This is a genomic window from Halopseudomonas sp. T1L2 (assembly GCF_055397385.1).
The window spans coordinates 2,229,196-2,245,289 of record NZ_AP040865.1; the positions used below are offsets into that span (position 1 = coordinate 2,229,196).

Below are 16,094 nucleotides of genomic sequence, written 5' to 3' on the forward strand. Positions count from 1 at the left end.
AGGTGAGAACCATGTCCGAACTGCTGATTGACCAACGCAACCTGGCGTTTGAACTCTATGAAGTGCTGGACGCCGAAGCGCTGACCAAGCGCCCGCGCTTTGCCGATCACAACCGCGAGACCTTCGACGCGGCCATCGGTACTGCCCGCACCATCGCGGAAAAGCTGTTCGCACCACACAACCGCAAGAGCGACGAGAACGAGCCCAAGTACGTCAACGGTGCGGCCGAGCTGATCCCGGAAGTCAAACCGGCGGTCGACGCCTTCCTCGAGGCGGGCTTTCTGAACGCCACCCGCACCTTTGAACAGGGCGGCATGCAGATGCCGAACCTGCTGTCGCAGGCCTGCTTTGCCCATTTCCAGTCGGCCAACGCAGGGACCTCGTCCTACGCGATGCTGACCATGGGCGCGGCCAACCTGATCGAGAGCTTCGGCACCGAGGAACAGAAACAGCGCTACCTGCAGCCAATGATCGAAGGCCGCTTCTTCGGCACCATGGCGCTGACCGAGCCACACGCCGGCTCCTCGCTGTCCGACATCCGCACCAAGGCCGAGCCGGCCGCTGACGGCAGCTATCGACTCAAGGGCAACAAGATTTTTATTTCCGGTGGCGATCACCCGCTGTCCGAGAACATCGTCCACATGGTTCTGGCCAAGCTGCCCGACGCACCGCCCGGCGTAAAAGGCATCTCGCTGTTCATCGTACCCAAGTTCCTGGTCAACGAAGACGGCACCCTCGGCGAGCGCAACGACGTAACCCTGGCTGGCCTGTTCCACAAGATGGGCTGGCGCGGCACGACCTCAACCGCACTGAACTTCGGTGACAAGGATAATTGCGTCGGCTATCTGGTCGGCAAGCCGCATCACGGCCTGTCCTACATGTTCCAGATGATGAACGAGGCGCGCATCGGCGTTGGCATGGGCGCGGTGATGCTCGGCTACGCTGGCTACCTGTACTCGCTCAACTATGCTCGCGAGCGCCCGCAGGGCCGCCTGCCCGACGGCAAGAACCCGAATGCACCGCAGGTCTCGATCATCGAGCACGCCGACGTCAAGCGCATGCTGCTGGCCCAGAAAGCCTATGTTGAAGGTGCCTTTGACCTGGGTCTGTACGCTGCCCGCGTATTCGACGATACCGAAACCCTGGAAACCGAGGAGCAGCGCAAGAACGCGCTGGAACTGCTGGACCTGCTGACGCCGATCGTCAAGGCCTGGCCCTCCGACTACTGCCTCAAGGCCAACGAACTGGCGATCCAGATTCTTGGTGGTCACGGCTATACCCGCGAGTACCCGGTCGAGCAGTACTATCGCGATAACCGCCTGAACCCGATCCACGAGGGCACCAACGGTATCCAGTCGCTCGACCTGCTGGCTCGCAAGGTGACCATGAACGGCGGCGCCGCGCTCAAGCAGCTGTCCGGCCTGATTCAGAGCTGCTGCAAGCGCGCTGCCGAATACAGCGAACTGAACGAGCTGCGCGAGCCGCTGGAAAAACTGCACGCCCACATCGGCAGCGTCACCATGGCACTGCTCGGTGACATGGGTCAGGGCAAGGTCAACGAGGCGCTGGCCAACTCGGCACTGTACCTCAAGGCGTTCGGTCACATGGTGATCGGCTGGCGCTGGCTGGAGCAAGCAGTCAAGGCTCAACAGGGACTGGCTGCCGGTAACGCGGCAGATACCGCGTTCTATCAGGGCAAGCTGCAGGCCGCCCGCTACTTCCTGCGCTGGGAAGTGCCGTCCTGCCACCACGACCTGAACGTGTTGGAAAACCGCGACCTGACCTGCTACGACATGCAGGACGCCTGGTTCTGATCGACCTGTGACCTCCCTGCCGCTTGCGGCATCCCAGCAGGCCACCTTCGGGTGGCCTGCTGCGTTTTAACCCTTTGGGGAACCCGCAACTACCCAGGTGGTCAGCTTCCCAATCGGCAGCAGGAGGGCTAACCTTGCGCACAGACTCATTCAGGAACAACACCATGCCGCTACGCGCGATAGTGCTGCTGGGCTGCCTGCTGCTCAGCCCGCTGGGATGGGCTCAGGACACTCAGCTGACCGCCGATCTGGATCAACGGATTGAAAGCCTCACGGCGGAGATCGAAAGCACCAGCAACAGTAATCTGCCGGAAGCAGAAAAGCGTGAGCTGACAGATCTGCAGCAGAGCACCCAGGGGTTTCTGAGGCAGACGCGCCAGACCCTGGCGGAACAAAAGGCCCTGCAGGAGCAGATCGCCGACGCCCCGCGCCAGACCCAGAGTGTCCGTGCCGAGCACAATCGTCTGGCCAGGAACGACGACAGCCTGCAACGTGCGGTACTGGAGCGTCAGGCGCTGGATCAGTTGGAAACCCTGCTCAGCGACAAGGTCAATCAGATGTTCACCTGGCAGAACGAGCTGACCGGCGTCAATGGCCAGCTGATTGCCGCCCAGACCCGGCCGGAACGTACCCAGGCCAGCGTGTCCGACAACCAGCGCCGCAGCCAGCAACTGAATGAACAGCTGCGCACCCAGCAACGTCTGGCACCGACCACGCTCACGCGCGCGCGCATCGCCTTGTTGCAGGCAGAACTGGAGTACCTGAATGCAGACAGTGAGCTGCTGCGTCAGCGACTGGCTGGCAACAACGTGCTGCAGGATCTGGCCACCCAGCAAAAAAACCTGCTGACCCTGCAGATACGCGAAATTGAAGACGACATCTCGCTGCTGCAGACCGTCATCAATGACAAGCGCCAGTCGGTGTCGGAAAAGGCCGTCAGCGATGCCACCCTGCCGGAGGAGGCCAGCCAGAACGAGGTGCTGCAGGGCCAGAGCAGCATCAACCGGCAGTTGAGCGAGGAGTTGCTGAACGCAACCAGGCAGCTCGGTGTACTGACCCGCCAGAACATTGAAACCAAGCAGCAGACCGAGCACCTGAGTCAGATCGATAAGGCCCTGGAGCAACAGATCGAAGTGCTTGAGGGCAGCCTGCTGCTGTCGCGCATTCTGCACAAGCAGAAGAACGAGCTGCCCCGGGTAGAAATTGATACCGATCTGCCGGATCAGATCGCCGACCTGCGTCTGCGCCAGTTCGAGCTCAACCAGCAGGCACAAAGCCTCGCCAGCCCGGACACCTACCTCAACGACCTGCTGCTCAAGATCCCAGCTCGTCAACGCGACACACTGCGCCCGGAGCTGGAAAAGATGGTCAACGCCCGGGTCACGCTGGTCGAGCAGCTAAACGGCAATATCAACAGCCTGATCAATCTGGCTATCACCCTGCAGATCAACCAGCGGCAGCTGCAGCAGCTCAGCAGCGATCTCAAGCGCACCATCGACGACCAGCTGTTCTGGGTGGCCAGCAGCCGCCCCATTGAACGCAGTTGGCTGACCAGCCTGCCAGGCGAAGTAGCCCACCAGATCGACAGCATGAATCTGCCCCGCCAGTGGGAAAACCTGCTGGACGCTGCCAAACGCCATCTGCTCTGGTGCCTGGGTACCCTGCTTTTACTGGCCCTGTACATCTGGCGCAAGCCACGACTGCGCAGCAGCCTCGACACCCTGCATGACGAGGTCGGGCATTTCCGCCGCGACAGCCAGTGGCATACGCCCCGTGCGCTGCTGCTGACAGCACTGCTGGTCAGTCCGATGCCAGCGCTGCTGGCCGGCGCAGGTCTGCTGCTGCGTCTGGACAGCGAGCAAAGTGCGCCGGTGCTGGGCACCGGCATGCTCAAGCTGGCGCTGGCCTGGTTTGTCCTGCACATGCTGTACCGGGTGTTCGACCCCCACGGCATTGCCACCCGTCATTTCCACTGGGACGACGATCTGGTTCATCGTCTGCGCAAACTGGTGCGCAACGTCGCCTGGATTCTGGTACCGCTGGTGCTGATGCTTGGCCTGCATGGGTCCATGCCCGACTACACCGGCACCGATCCGATCGGGCGCACCGGCATGCTGATCGGCATGATCGCGCTGTCATTGCTGCTCGGCCGCTTCATGCTCCGCAGCCAGCCCCTCTACAGCTCCCGGGTGGTCCATTTTGTCGCCGCCAGCCTGCTGATCCTCGCACCGCTGGCGCTGGCAGGCATGACCGCCATGGGTTACCACTACACGGCGGTCAAGCTGGCCGAGCGTTTCATCGACAGCCTGTATCTGATCGTGCTCTGGATGCTGGTCGAGGGTACCGTGGTGCGCAACCTTAACGTTGCCGGGCGCAGACTGGCCTATCAGCGCGCCATCAGCAAACGGCAGGCGGCCCAGGCACGCGAAGGGCAAAGCGACACCGAGACCGCGGTCGACATCCCGGAAATGAATCTGCAGCAGATCAATCAGCAGTCGTTACGACTGGCCAAACTGACCCTGTTGCTGACGTTTGCCCTCGCGCTGTACTTCACCTGGGCTGACCTGATCAGCGCCACCTCGTATCTGGAGTCCGTGACCCTGTGGCACTACGAGGGCACCGGCCTGAATGCCGGCGAAGCGGTGCCGATCAGCGTTGGCGATATCCTCGGCGCACTGGTCACCATCATTCTGACCATTACCCTGGCGCGCAACCTGCCCGGCCTGCTGGAAATCCTTGTGCTCTCGCGACTGGAGCTGCGCCAGGGCAGCAGTTATGCCATTACCACCCTGCTCAGCTACATCATCGTCGGTTTCGGTCTGGTGTCCTCGTTATCAACGCTCGGAGTCAGCTGGGACAAGCTGCAATGGCTGGTTGCCGCCCTCGGTGTGGGTCTGGGCTTTGGTCTGCAGGAAATCTTCGCCAACTTCATCTCCGGCCTGATCATCCTGTTCGAGCGTCCGGTGCGCATTGGTGACGTGGTCACCATCGGCCCGCTGTCAGGCACCATCAACCGAATCCGCATTCGCGCAACCACCATTACCGATTTCGACCGCAAGGAAATCATTGTCCCAAACAAGAACTTCGTCACCGAGCAGATTATCAACTGGTCGCTGCAGGACACTATTACCCGGGTGATCATCAAGGTCGGTGTGGCCTACGGTTCAGACGTCCAACTGGTACGCGAGCTGCTGATGCAGATCGCCCAGTCCAACAGCCGCGTGTTGAAGGATCCCGAACCGCTGGTGCTGTTCCTCAACTTTGGCGAAAGCACGCTGGACCACGAACTGCGAGTGCATGTGAAGGAGCTGGCCGATCGCAATATGGCGATTGACGAGATCAACCGCGAAATCGACCGTCGTTTCAAGGAGCACGGTATCGAAATCGCCTTCCGCCAGCTCGACGTCAATCTGCGCAGCAGCGCGGGCCTTGAGAAGCTGGTGCACAGCTATCGTATCGAAGGCGATTCGGCCTCCGGTTCCAGGCCGTCGCCAGCAGCCGGCACCAGCAGAGACCCGATCACACCGGCCGATCAGAGCGGGACAGGCAATACCCCCGACGCACCGACAGACCGCTGATCACGGCCCCCGCAGCCGCTTGCCGAGGTGCAGCGGCTGCGGGCAGAATAGCGCCTCGTTTTCATCCCCTGAGTGCGCCGCCATGCCCAAAGCTGCCGAACTGAAAAAAGGCCATATCGTCCAGATCAACAACCAGCCGTACATCGTCAGCCAGATCGAGGTAAAAAGCCCGTCTTCGCGCAGCGGCACGACGCTCTACAAGGTGCGCTTCAACCACGTCCAGACCAAGCAGAAGCTCGATCAGAGTTTTACCGGCGACGACGTCCTGACCTTTATCGACTTCCAGAAGCGCCCGGTTCAGTTCCTCTACCTGGACGCGGACGGCTACACCTTCATGGATAACGAAGACTTCGCCCAGTTCACCCTGACCGCCGACCAGCTGGAAGATCAGCTGCCTTACCTGCATGACGGCATCGAAGGCCTGTATGGCCTGCTGGTTGAGGGCAACCTGGTGGGTATCGAGCTGCCCGCGGTAGTGGAGATGGCCATCGAGGAAACGCCGCCGGCCATCAAGGGCTCATCAGCCAGCGCACGCACCAAGACCGCGCGCTTTGCCACCGGTCTGGAAATCCAGATCCCCGAGTATCTGGAAACCGGCGAAGTGCTGCGTATCAACACCGAATCCGGCAAGTTCATGTCCCGCGCCTGAGCAGCCTGCCCGCCTGCAGCCTGCCAGCCGGTGGGCTGCACTCACACTTGGTATTGGCTCTGCAGCACAGTATAAAGGGCGTCCGAATTTCCATTCCTGCAAGGAGCCCGCATGTCACCGCACATCATCGAACCCGCCACGCCTGCCACCCGCAGCGTCATCTGGCTGCACGGTCTGGGCGCAGACTGCTACGATTTCGTGCCGGTAGTCGAGGCCCTGCAACTGCCCGCCGATAATGCCATCCGCTTCATTTTTCCACAGGCACCTACCCGGCCGGTCACCATCAACGGCGGGTTCCCGATGCCCTGCTGGTACGACATCCTCGGCATGTCGCCAGCCCGGGCAATCAACCAGAGTCATCTGGATGAAGCCGTTGCCCTGGTACGTCAGCTGATCGACGAACAATGCGCACAGGGCATTGCGCTGGAAAACATCATTCTCGCCGGGTTCTCCCAGGGCGGCGCGGTTGTGCTCTGCACCGCTGTCAGCAGCGAGCTGCCGCTTGGCGGTGTGATGGCGCTGTCCACCTACGGGCCGGGACTGGACCTGCTGCTCGAGCAACACCCGGCCCGCCAACCGCTGGAGCTGTTCTGCGCACACGGCCGTTTTGATGACGTGCTGCCATTGGCGATGGGCCGCGAAGCCCATGATCTGATGCAGGCCGCCGGCCACCACACCCGCTGGTACGAATACCCGATGGCGCACGAGGTCTGCATGGACGAAATCGCCGACATCCGTCGCTGGCTGACAGAACGCTTCGGGCTTTGAGCCGGTCAGGGGCCATGCAGGCCACCGCACCTGTTCAAAAAACAACCGCAAGGCTTCGCGAACGCGCGGCCTTGCTTTACACTGCCTGACGTTCAATTTCCACGCAGTCGAGAAAAACCTTTGCTCAAAGCACTGAAAAAGCTGATTAGCAAGCCAGAAGAGCCGGCGCCGAAAGCGGCCGACACCACACCCCGTCAGGCAGCAGAGCCCACTCCCGCGCCCCTGCAGAACGATAGCGCAAACCGCGAACGCAAGCCGCGCAACCGTGATCGCAAGCGCCTGGCCAAACCACCTGCGACCCCGGTCAAGCCCTGGAGCATCAATGACTTTCAGGTTCCACCGGCCGAAGGCAAAACCCGCTTCCACGACTTCCCGCTGCCCGACAGCCTGATGCGCGGCATTCAGGATCAAGGCTTCAGCTACTGCACGCCGATTCAGGCTGCCGTGCTGGGCAGTACCCTGCGCGGCCATGACGCCATCGGCCGTGCGCAAACCGGTACCGGCAAGACCGCCGCCTTCCTGGTCTCCACCATTACCCAGTTGCTGGAAACGCCGCCGCCGGACGAGCGTTACATGGGCGAGCCACGGGCGCTGATCATCGCGCCGACCCGCGAGCTGGTGATGCAGATTGCCAGCGACGCCGAAGGGCTGACCAAGCACTGCCCGCTGAACGTCATGACCTTCGTTGGCGGCATGGACATCGACAAGCAACTCAAGCAACTGGAACAGCGCTACTGCGATATTCTGGTCGCCACTCCAGGTCGTCTGCTCGACTTCTGCAACCGCGGCGAAGTGCATCTGGACCTGCTTGAGGTACTGATCCTTGACGAAGCCGACCGCATGCTCGACATGGGCTTTATCCCGCAGGTACGCCAAATCATCCGCCAAACCCCGCGCAAAGGCGACCGCCAGACGCTGCTGTTCTCCGCGACCTTCAGCGATGACGTGATGAACCTTGCCCGCCAGTGGACGCACGAACCGGCCGTCGTCGAGATCGAGCCCGAGCGCCCTGCCTCAGAGAACGTGACCCAGAAGGTCTACGCCGTCAGCGGCCGCGACAAGTACAAAGTGCTCTACAACCTGATCACCCAGCTCGAGCTGGACCGGGTCATGGTCTTTGCCAACCGCAAGGACGAAGTACGACGGGTACAAGAGCGCCTGATGCGCGACGGCATCAACGCTGCTCAGCTATCAGGTGATGTACCGCAGCAAAAGCGCGTACGCACACTGGAGAACTTCAAGAGTGGCAAGCTGCAGGTGCTGGTCGCGACCGACGTTGCAGGCCGCGGCATCCACATTGATGGCATCAGTCACGTGGTGAACTACACCCTGCCGGAAGACCCGGAAGACTACGTCCACCGTATCGGCCGTACCGGCCGCGCTGGCGCCAAGGGCACTTCCATCAGTCTGGCAGGTGAAGACGACGCCTTCCAGGTGCCGCCGATCGAAGAGCTGCTGGGTAACAAGCTGGAGTGTGTGCCGCCGGAAGAGCACCTGCTCAAGCCAGTGCCCAAGCGCGAGCAGAGCGCTGAAGAAAAAGCCGCTACTGACGCCAATGAAGCCGAGCAGGCTGAAGCCGCTGCGGCAGCCCGCCGTCGCTCGGCTGGCAGCAACAGCCGCCGCGGTGGCGGTCGTCCACAGGGTCGCCACTGACCCAGCCGTAGGGACGCAGCATGCCGTGTCCGCGTGCCCCCTTTGCGGACGCGACATGTCGCGTCCCTAGGCATAGCATCGGCACTACCCGCAGCCATAAAACCTGACCATTCAGGCAAAAAAAACGGCCACTTTTCAGTGGCCGGGCCAATGACTATATCCCGCCTTTTTGCCCTCTGCCCAGCCCCGTTGATCAATTTTCGAGTTTTTTTGCCTTAAGCATTTTCCGCGCTTGTGAAGGTCATTCTGTTTACGCTATACCTCGATCAACCGGTCCACGCCGTCGTGGTGATCCCTTGATACCCGAGTGCTGTGCGAGCCGGCCCAGTGGACTGCCAGGCGCAGCCAATGCTGCCTGATACAGTCGCGTCACCGGCACTGCGAGGTACAGCATATGGAAGCGTGCGGACCGACCGAGCACACCTTCTACGTTCTTGATACCAACGTACTCATTCACGATCCCAACGCACTGCTCAACTTCGAAGAACACCACGTCATCATCCCGATGACCGTTCTGGAAGAACTCGACAAACTCAAATCCGGCAAATCCAGCACCGCAGCAGACTGTCGCCAGGCCATCAGGCTGATCGACAAAACCCTAGGAGACGCACCACCCGATCAGGTAGAACAGGGCGTCGCCATCGAGCGTGGCAAACTCGGCCCTAACGGCACCCTTGCCATCCTCATGGACAAGGCCCCGATTCCCGCCCACTGCCTGCCCAACGACCTTAACGACAACAAGATCATCAACCAGCTCTGTCAGCTGCAAAGTCAGCATCCCGATGACCGCATCGTGCTGGTGTCCAAGGACATCAACATGCGTCTGAAGGCGCGCGCCTGCGGCATTGACGCGGAGGACTACCACACCGACCAGTTGCTCGATGACATCGCCCTTCTGGCCCGCGGTTACCATGAAATCGAAGGCTCGTTCTGGGAGCGGGTGGCCAAGGTTGAAACCAGGCAGCTGACCGGGCAGACCGTGCATCAGGTTCAGCTCACCGACAACCTGCCGGCGCTGCACATCAACGACTTCATCATCGACGATCAGGGCTTTATCGGCTGGGTCAAGGGCATCGACGGCAGCAACCTGACCATCCGCGACCTGCACCAGGAACCCATGCTGCATCAGGAGTGCTGGGGGCTGCGCCCGCGGGACATCTTCCAGGCGCTGGCCATGTACGCCCTGATGGACCCGGACATTCACCTGGTCAACCTGACCGGTGCCGCCGGCTCCGGAAAAACCATTCTCGCGCTGGCCGCCGCCATCGAGCAGACCATGGTCACCAAGACCTACCGCCGCATCATCGCCACCCGCAGCACCCAGGGTCTGGACGAAGATATCGGTTTTCTGCCCGGCACCGAAAAAGAGAAGATGGAACCCTGGCTCGGCGCCATCACCGACAACCTTGAAGCCCTGCACATGGATGACGAGAGCACCCACGGCAGCGTGGAATACATCCTCGACCGCGTGCCACTGCAGTTCAAATCCCTGAACTACATCCGCGGCCGCAGTTTCCAGCAAAGCTTCATCCTGATCGACGAAAGCCAGAACCTGACTCCGCACCAGATCAAGACCATCATCACCCGCGCTGGCAACGGCTCAAAGGTGATCTGCCTTGGCAACCTGGCGCAGATCGATACCCCTTACCTCAACGCCACCAGCTCAGGCCTCACCTATCTGACCGAATGCTTCAAAGACTTCCCCCACGGCGTGCACATCCATCTGCAGGGCGTACCGCGCTCGGCACTGGCCGAGTACGCAGAAACGCACCTCTGACCGGCCTTTGGCCGGTAGCTGCAAGCCACAAGCGTCAAGCTGCAAGAAAACCCGCGCGATGGCACATCGCGCGGGTTTTCCATAAACAGAGCGACCTCAAAACACCCGATGGTTCATCCCCGTTTCGCTTTTGGCTTGCGGCTTTTGGCTTTTGGCTTGCGGCTTGCGGCTTGCGGCTTGCGGCTTGCGGCTTGCGGCTTGCGGCTTGCGGCTTGCGGCTTGCGGCTTGCGGCTTGCGGCTTGCGGCTTGCGGCTTGCGGCTTGCGGCTTGCGGCTTGCGGCTTGCGGCTATTGGGCTTCGCCGCAAAGCGGCGAAGCCCAATAGCCGCTCTCTATCCAACCCATTACCCATCGCGGCGCAGGTTTGCGGCATAATCCACGGCTAAAGCTGACAGGAGCACGCCCATGCTGATGGTGATTTCCCCCGCCAAGACCCTTGATTACGACACGCCCCCGGTGATCGAACAGAGCACCCAGCCGCGCTTTGTCGAGCACAGCGTCGAGCTGATCGACGTGCTGCGTGAAAAGTCGCCGCAGGATATCGCCAAGCTGATGTCCCTGTCGGACAAGCTGGCCAGCCTCAACGTTGCCCGCTACGGCAGCTGGGAGCGCGAGAGCACGCCAAACAACGCCAAGCAGGCGTTGCTGGCGTTCAAGGGCGATGTCTACACAGGACTCAACGCGGAAGATTTCTCGGCCGACGATTTTGCCTTCGCCCAGCAGCACCTGCGTATGCTGTCCGGCCTCTATGGCCTGTTGCGCCCGCTCGACCTGATGCAGCCCTACCGCCTGGAAATGGGCACCAAGCTGGCCAACGCGCGAGGCAAGGATCTGTACGCCTTCTGGGGCGAGCGCATCAGCCAGTGGCTGAACGAGGATCTGGCCGCGCAGGGCGATCAGGTACTGCTCAACCTGGCCTCGCAGGAGTACTTCGGCGCGGTCAAACCCAAAGCCCTGAACGCGCGCATCATCGATACGGTGTTCAAGGACCAGAAAAACGGTCAGTACAAGATCATCAGCTTCTACGCCAAGAAGGCCCGCGGCCTGATGGCCCGCTATGTCATCAAGGAACGGCTGCAGGATCCTGAAGGCCTGAAGGATTTCAATCTGGACGGCTACCGTTTCGACCCTGCTTCCAGCAGCGAAAACCAGCTGGTGTTCCTGCGCGACGAGCAGGCCTGAATACAACGACCCCGGCTCAGGCCGGGGTCGTTGCCTGGGCAGTCACATCCACACGCTGATCGCGAAACGCCAGATAGTGCTGCAAAACCTGCTCCGGCGCCTCGACCTGCGGGTAGTGGCCGATGTGCGGCAGCAACACGGTGTCCGGGTTCGGAATCAGCTGCCGATAGCGTTCCACCATGTGCGCGCCCGATACCGGATCAACCGCACCGTCAATCACCCGCAATGGCACCCCGGTCCGCTGCATGGCAGCAAGCCAGCGGTCGCGATTGCCCCGCCGCTCGGCGATATAGCGAATCAGCAGATGCATGACGCGAGGGCCGCGATTGAACTCGATCATGCGCCAGAAGGCATCCAGCTCCCGGTCATCCGGCTGGGTTTGCGGCCCAAACACCTTGCCGAAGGTGCGTGCCATCCGCTCCCGGCTGTAGAGACGCCCGATCAAGGAACCGATCGGACTCATCAACAGCTGCTGCAACAACACAGGGTGATGGGTCTCGGGAAATAACCCACCGTTGAGAAAACACAGCGAACGTAAAAAACCCGCCCCCTGCTCGTGCCGCGCCAGCAACTCCTGGCCGACACTGTCACCATAATCGTGCGCCAGCACGTGGTACTCGGCGATGTCGAGCGACCCCATCAGCGCCTGCTGCAGGTCGGCCTGGTCCAGCAAACTGTAGGGGTAATGTTGCGGCTTGTCGGAAAAGGCAAAGCCGATCATGTCCAGCGCGATCACCCGATAGCGTTCGGCAAGCGCCTGCCAGAGGTAATGCCAGTCCCAGGAGCCGGAGGGGAATCCATGGATCAGCAGGAGCGGCTCACCCGCCCCTGCTTCCCACCAGCGAATCTGGTGCCCGCGATAACGGAACACCTTCCCCTGAGCGACCCAGTCGTCCAGGGCAATGCCGGTGACAGACACGGCTCAGGCATCGTAGCCCGGGTTGACACGGTCCAGCTTGCGCAGCAGCGCCGGCCATGCGATGCCCGCACCCGCGCCGTTGGTCACTTTCTTCATGGAGGCCACGGCACCGTCCAGAATCGACTGTGGAATCGGAATCAGCTCGGCATTCTGCGCCTGGGCGCGCACCTGGATTTCACAGCAGCGCTGCAGGGTATACATGGTCAGGAAGGCATCGGCGACCGACTTGCCGCAGGTCAGCAGACCATGATTGCGCAGCACCAGATTGTTGGCGCGACCCAGGTGAGCCTGCAGGCGCGGCTTTTCTTCATCGTTCAGGGCCACCCCTTCGTAGTCGTGGTAGGCCAGGCTGCTCAGCACAAAGATCGACTGCTGGGAGATCGGCAGAATACCGTCCTTCTGGGCGGATACGGCAATACCGGCAGCGGTATGCGTATGCATCACGCAGTTGGCATCGTGACGGACCTCGTGAATGGCGCTGTGGATGGTAAAGCCGGCCGGGTTGACGTTGTAGGGCGACTCTTCGATCTTGTTGCCCTGCAGGTCGATCTTGACCAGATTCGACGCGGTAACCTCTTCAAACATCAGGCCGTAGGGGTTGATCAAGAAATGCTCAGTGCCCGGAATCTTGGCAGAGATATGGGTGAAGACCAGATCATCCCAGCCGAACATGGCAATCAGGCGATACGCCGCGGCCAACTCGACACGGACCTGCCACTCTTCGGCGCTGACCTTGTTCTTCAGGCTGATATCGGACAGAGCATGCACTGCATTCATGGGGAGTAATCCTCTATTGTTGGAATAATGTAATCGGGCCCGTACAGGCGGCTGACGCTACAGGACATCCCCAGCGCTCGTGCGGCATACTGTGGGACGTTCAGTATCAGTGGAGTCTAGACGGTGACGGCAAAGCGGACTGTCAAACACATTACAGTGTCCGAGATGGGCAACAACCCGCAGCTGGCCAAGCTGTTGCAGCAGAATCGCTGGTTTGGAGAATTGCCCCAGGACGTTCTGGACGAGCTGTTGGCGCTGGCACGCATACGCACCCTGCAGGATGGCGAGTTTGTCTACGCCAAGGACGACCAGCCCGATGGGCTTTACGGCGTGATCAGCGGCAGCACCCGAATCAGCAATATCGGTCAGGACGGCCGTGAGGCAATTCTGGCCATTCTCAGCCCCGGCAGCTGGTTCGGAGAAATCTCGCTGTTCGATGGCCTGCCGCGCTCACATGATACCGTCGCCATCGGCCCGACCGAGCTGCTGATGATTCCCCGCCCGGCTTTTCATCAAATGCTGGAGCGGCGGCCGGCACTGTATCCGATGTTCATGCGCATTCTCTGCCGGCGCATCCGCATTTCCTTTGCCATGCTTGAGGATAGCGCCCTGCTGCCCCTGTCCTCACGGCTGGCCAAGCGCCTGCTGATGCACGCGCACAACTATGGACAGACTGACGACGAAGGGCGGCGCCCCTGTGTGCAGCTGTCACAGGAGTCGCTCGGCCAGATGCTCAACAGCTCACGCCAGAGCATCAATAAGCTGCTCAAGCGACTGGAAAGCCTTGGCTGGCTGAAGATTCAGTACGGTCAGATCATTCTGCTGGACGAGGACGCACTGACGCAGCTGGCCAGCGGCGCTCCGCTGCCCAGTGAGGACTGACGCTCAGCCACGCAACAACGCGGCAAACCCCTGCAGCCAGGGCTCGGCGTCGGTTTCCGGGGTCACGGTTTCGCTGGCATCCAGCTGCAACATCGCCAGCGCCTCGCTGGCCTGCAGCTCCAGCAGCAGCTCGCGGAACTGCTCACCTGCCATACAGAAGGTATCGCCGTAGGCCGAATCACCGAGCGCGATCACGCCGAACGGCTTGCCGGTCAGCAACGGGAAGCGGTCACGCATTTCATGAAACAGCGGCACCAGGGCGTCAGGCAGTTCACCCATTCCCGTGGTTGAGGTGCATACCAGCAGGGCGTCCGGGGCCAGCGCCAGCAGGGCGTCCAATGTCAGCGGCTGCAGGCGAGTGACTTGCACACCGGCATTGCCCAGCAGAGTCTGCGCCTCGTCCGCTACCAGATTCGCGGTCCCGAATACCGAACCGCTAATGATCACCAGATGCATGAATCCCAATCCCCCAACCATTATTTCGATGCCGCATTATGCCCGAAACAGGCAACCAGCGTCGTGGCAGCCTTATGCTGCCGCTGGACAGCCCCGGACCTTGCTATAGAATGGGCCAACACGCAACCCGGACGGATACCGCATGATCAACGCGAAGCTACTGCAGCTCGTCGTCAACGCCTCCAACGACGGCATCGTCGTTGCCGAGAAGGAAGGAGACGACAACATCCTTATCTACGTGAATCCGGCCTTTGAGGCGCTCACCGGCTACAGTGCCGACGAGATCCTCTACCAGGACTGCCGGTTTCTGCAGGGTGATGATCGCGATCAGGAGGCTCTGCAGCAGATGCGCGACGCCATCAGCGCGGGGCGTCCGTGCCGGGTGACATTGCGCAACTACCGTAAGGACGGAAGCCTGTTCTGGAATGAACTGTCCGTGACCCCCGTGCTCAATGACGCCGATCAGTTGACCTACTTCATCGGCATCCAGAAGGACGTGACGGCAAGGGTAGAAGCGGAGCGCCGGGTCAAGGAGCTGGAACAGGAACTTGACGCCCTGCGCGCGGCAACCTGAGCCGGTCAGCTGTCAAAGTGTCCCGACAGCAGCAGCTGCAGACGGCTACCCAACTCCCGATCCATCCCTCCCAGACTGTGCATACCGGCTGCGGCGAACGCCTCGGCCTGCAGCGCGCAACACCCACCCGCCAGCGCCATCTCGCACTCCAGATGCTGATTCAGCAATAACAGCTGACGCTGCAGCAGTGCAGAGTCCAGTGGGGCCTCGCTGAACAGCACCAGGAGCCTGCAACCCGCACGCTCTGTTGCCTGCAACAGACTGGCGGTGTCCGGCAGCGTCGGGAGAAAGCCCACGTTTACCTGTGCCTCGACAAGCAGAGCGGCCATCGCCAGGGCCTCCATTTCGACCTCGGCACCCTGCAGGTTGACCAGCAGCACCAGCGACCGCCCCGGCTCCCGATAGGCGCACCTCTGCAACAGCCGCCCACGCAACAACCCGTCAAGCAGCACTGCCTCGGCACTGCCCCGGCGCTGTCGCTGCTGCAGCGGCAACAGCACACCGTTGAGCGCTGACGCCATCGGCATGGCGGCCAGCAGCTGCTCATAGCGGCGTTCGAGCAGGGTCAGATCGAAAGCCTGCAGCGTCTCCTCAAGGCGTTCCTGCCACTGCTCCAGCGCTGTCGATACCGACGGCGTCACCTCCGGGCCTGGCGCATCCGCTTCCCCGCGGTCAATGATCGAGCCGACCTTGCTGACCGCAACGCCCTTGGCTATCCAATTGGTGATAGCGCGGACACGCTCAATGTCTCTTTGCGAGTAAAGCCGATGGCCGCTGTCGGTACGGTGCGGCACCAGGAGCCCGTAGCGGCGCTCCCAGGCTCGCAGCGTGATAGGATTGACACCCGTCAGCCGCGCAACTTCACGGATCGGGTAGAGGGTTTCGAGGGCCATTGGCTGTTCGCCGTCAGCTGCTTCATTCATCGCGTCATGTCCATGGGAGATCGCCATCGCGATCCGAGGGTCTGGTAGGACAACTTGTACCAGTATTGTACACGAACAGCCACCAGGTACCGAATTGTTACATCAAGTTGTACGACCAACGCACAAGAGCGTGCTAAGATCC

13 protein-coding genes are annotated in these 16,094 nt (G+C 61.3%); 9 read left to right on the forward strand and 4 right to left on the reverse strand.

The features are described 5' to 3' along the window. Positions 1-11: 11 nt before the first annotated feature. The 7 genes from ACZ5WQ_RS10475 (at position 12) to yaaA (ending at position 11,421) form a co-directional block, all read left to right on the forward strand. Complete coding sequence (locus tag ACZ5WQ_RS10475; RefSeq protein WP_228246677.1) at positions 12-1,814, forward strand: acyl-CoA dehydrogenase; 1,803 nt, start codon at positions 12-14, stop codon at positions 1,812-1,814. A gap of 164 nt (positions 1,815-1,978) precedes the next feature. Next, on the forward strand, positions 1,979-5,392 hold the full coding sequence (gene mscK, locus ACZ5WQ_RS10480; protein WP_464382287.1) for a mechanosensitive channel MscK: 3,414 nt from the start codon (positions 1,979-1,981) through the stop codon (positions 5,390-5,392). 82 nt (positions 5,393-5,474) lie between these two features. Then, positions 5,475-6,041, forward strand: coding sequence for an elongation factor P-like protein EfpL (efpL, locus tag ACZ5WQ_RS10485; protein WP_088273218.1), 567 nt, complete (start codon positions 5,475-5,477; stop codon positions 6,039-6,041). Positions 6,042-6,152: 111 nt separating this feature from the next. Next, the gene (locus ACZ5WQ_RS10490) at positions 6,153-6,809 is read left to right on the forward strand and encodes an alpha/beta hydrolase (protein ID WP_338214208.1); all 657 of its coding nucleotides are present in this window, start codon (positions 6,153-6,155) and stop codon (positions 6,807-6,809) included. A gap of 120 nt (positions 6,810-6,929) precedes the next feature. After that, positions 6,930-8,462: an ATP-dependent RNA helicase RhlB gene (gene rhlB, locus ACZ5WQ_RS10495; protein WP_464382288.1), complete on the forward strand. Its 1,533-nt coding sequence runs from the start codon at positions 6,930-6,932 to the stop codon at positions 8,460-8,462. Positions 8,463-8,856: 394 nt separating this feature from the next. Next, on the forward strand, positions 8,857-10,239 hold the full coding sequence (locus tag ACZ5WQ_RS10500) for a PhoH family protein (protein WP_088273215.1): 1,383 nt from the start codon (positions 8,857-8,859) through the stop codon (positions 10,237-10,239). A 405-nt stretch (positions 10,240-10,644) separates the two neighbouring features. After that, positions 10,645-11,421 (forward strand): peroxide stress protein YaaA, encoded by a 777-nt coding sequence (yaaA, locus tag ACZ5WQ_RS10505; RefSeq protein ID WP_228246673.1) that lies wholly within the window; start codon positions 10,645-10,647, stop codon positions 11,419-11,421. Between the two features lie 16 nt (positions 11,422-11,437). Here the strand turns inward: yaaA and ACZ5WQ_RS10510 are convergent, their stop codons facing one another. After that, positions 11,438-12,340 carry an alpha/beta fold hydrolase gene (locus ACZ5WQ_RS10510; RefSeq protein WP_464382289.1) on the reverse strand — a complete coding sequence of 301 codons (903 nt, stop codon included), beginning with the start codon at positions 12,338-12,340 and terminating at the stop codon, positions 11,438-11,440. A 3-nt stretch (positions 12,341-12,343) separates the two neighbouring features. Beyond that, positions 12,344-13,117, reverse strand: a complete 774-nt coding sequence (locus ACZ5WQ_RS10515; RefSeq protein WP_228246671.1) for a class II aldolase/adducin family protein — start codon at positions 13,115-13,117, stop codon at positions 12,344-12,346. A gap of 123 nt (positions 13,118-13,240) precedes the next feature. Here ACZ5WQ_RS10515 and ACZ5WQ_RS10520 point away from each other — a divergent pair, with 123 nt between their 5' ends. Then, positions 13,241-13,999 (forward strand): Crp/Fnr family transcriptional regulator, encoded by a 759-nt coding sequence (locus ACZ5WQ_RS10520; RefSeq protein WP_464382290.1) that lies wholly within the window; start codon positions 13,241-13,243, stop codon positions 13,997-13,999. A 3-nt stretch (positions 14,000-14,002) separates the two neighbouring features. Here the strand turns inward: ACZ5WQ_RS10520 and ACZ5WQ_RS10525 are convergent, their stop codons facing one another. Further along, the gene (locus ACZ5WQ_RS10525) at positions 14,003-14,455 is read right to left on the reverse strand and encodes a flavodoxin domain-containing protein (protein ID WP_464382291.1); all 453 of its coding nucleotides are present in this window, start codon (positions 14,453-14,455) and stop codon (positions 14,003-14,005) included. Between the two features lie 142 nt (positions 14,456-14,597). On the opposite strand from ACZ5WQ_RS10525, the gene ACZ5WQ_RS10530 reads away from it, so the two are divergent. Further along, positions 14,598-15,029 carry a PAS domain-containing protein gene (locus tag ACZ5WQ_RS10530; RefSeq protein ID WP_228246669.1) on the forward strand — a complete coding sequence of 144 codons (432 nt, stop codon included), beginning with the start codon at positions 14,598-14,600 and terminating at the stop codon, positions 15,027-15,029. A 5-nt stretch (positions 15,030-15,034) separates the two neighbouring features. On the opposite strand, the gene ACZ5WQ_RS10535 is transcribed toward ACZ5WQ_RS10530, so the two are convergent. Then, positions 15,035-15,952 carry a MerR family transcriptional regulator gene (locus ACZ5WQ_RS10535; RefSeq protein WP_464382292.1) on the reverse strand — a complete coding sequence of 306 codons (918 nt, stop codon included), beginning with the start codon at positions 15,950-15,952 and terminating at the stop codon, positions 15,035-15,037. Positions 15,953-16,094: the final 142 nt, after the last annotated feature.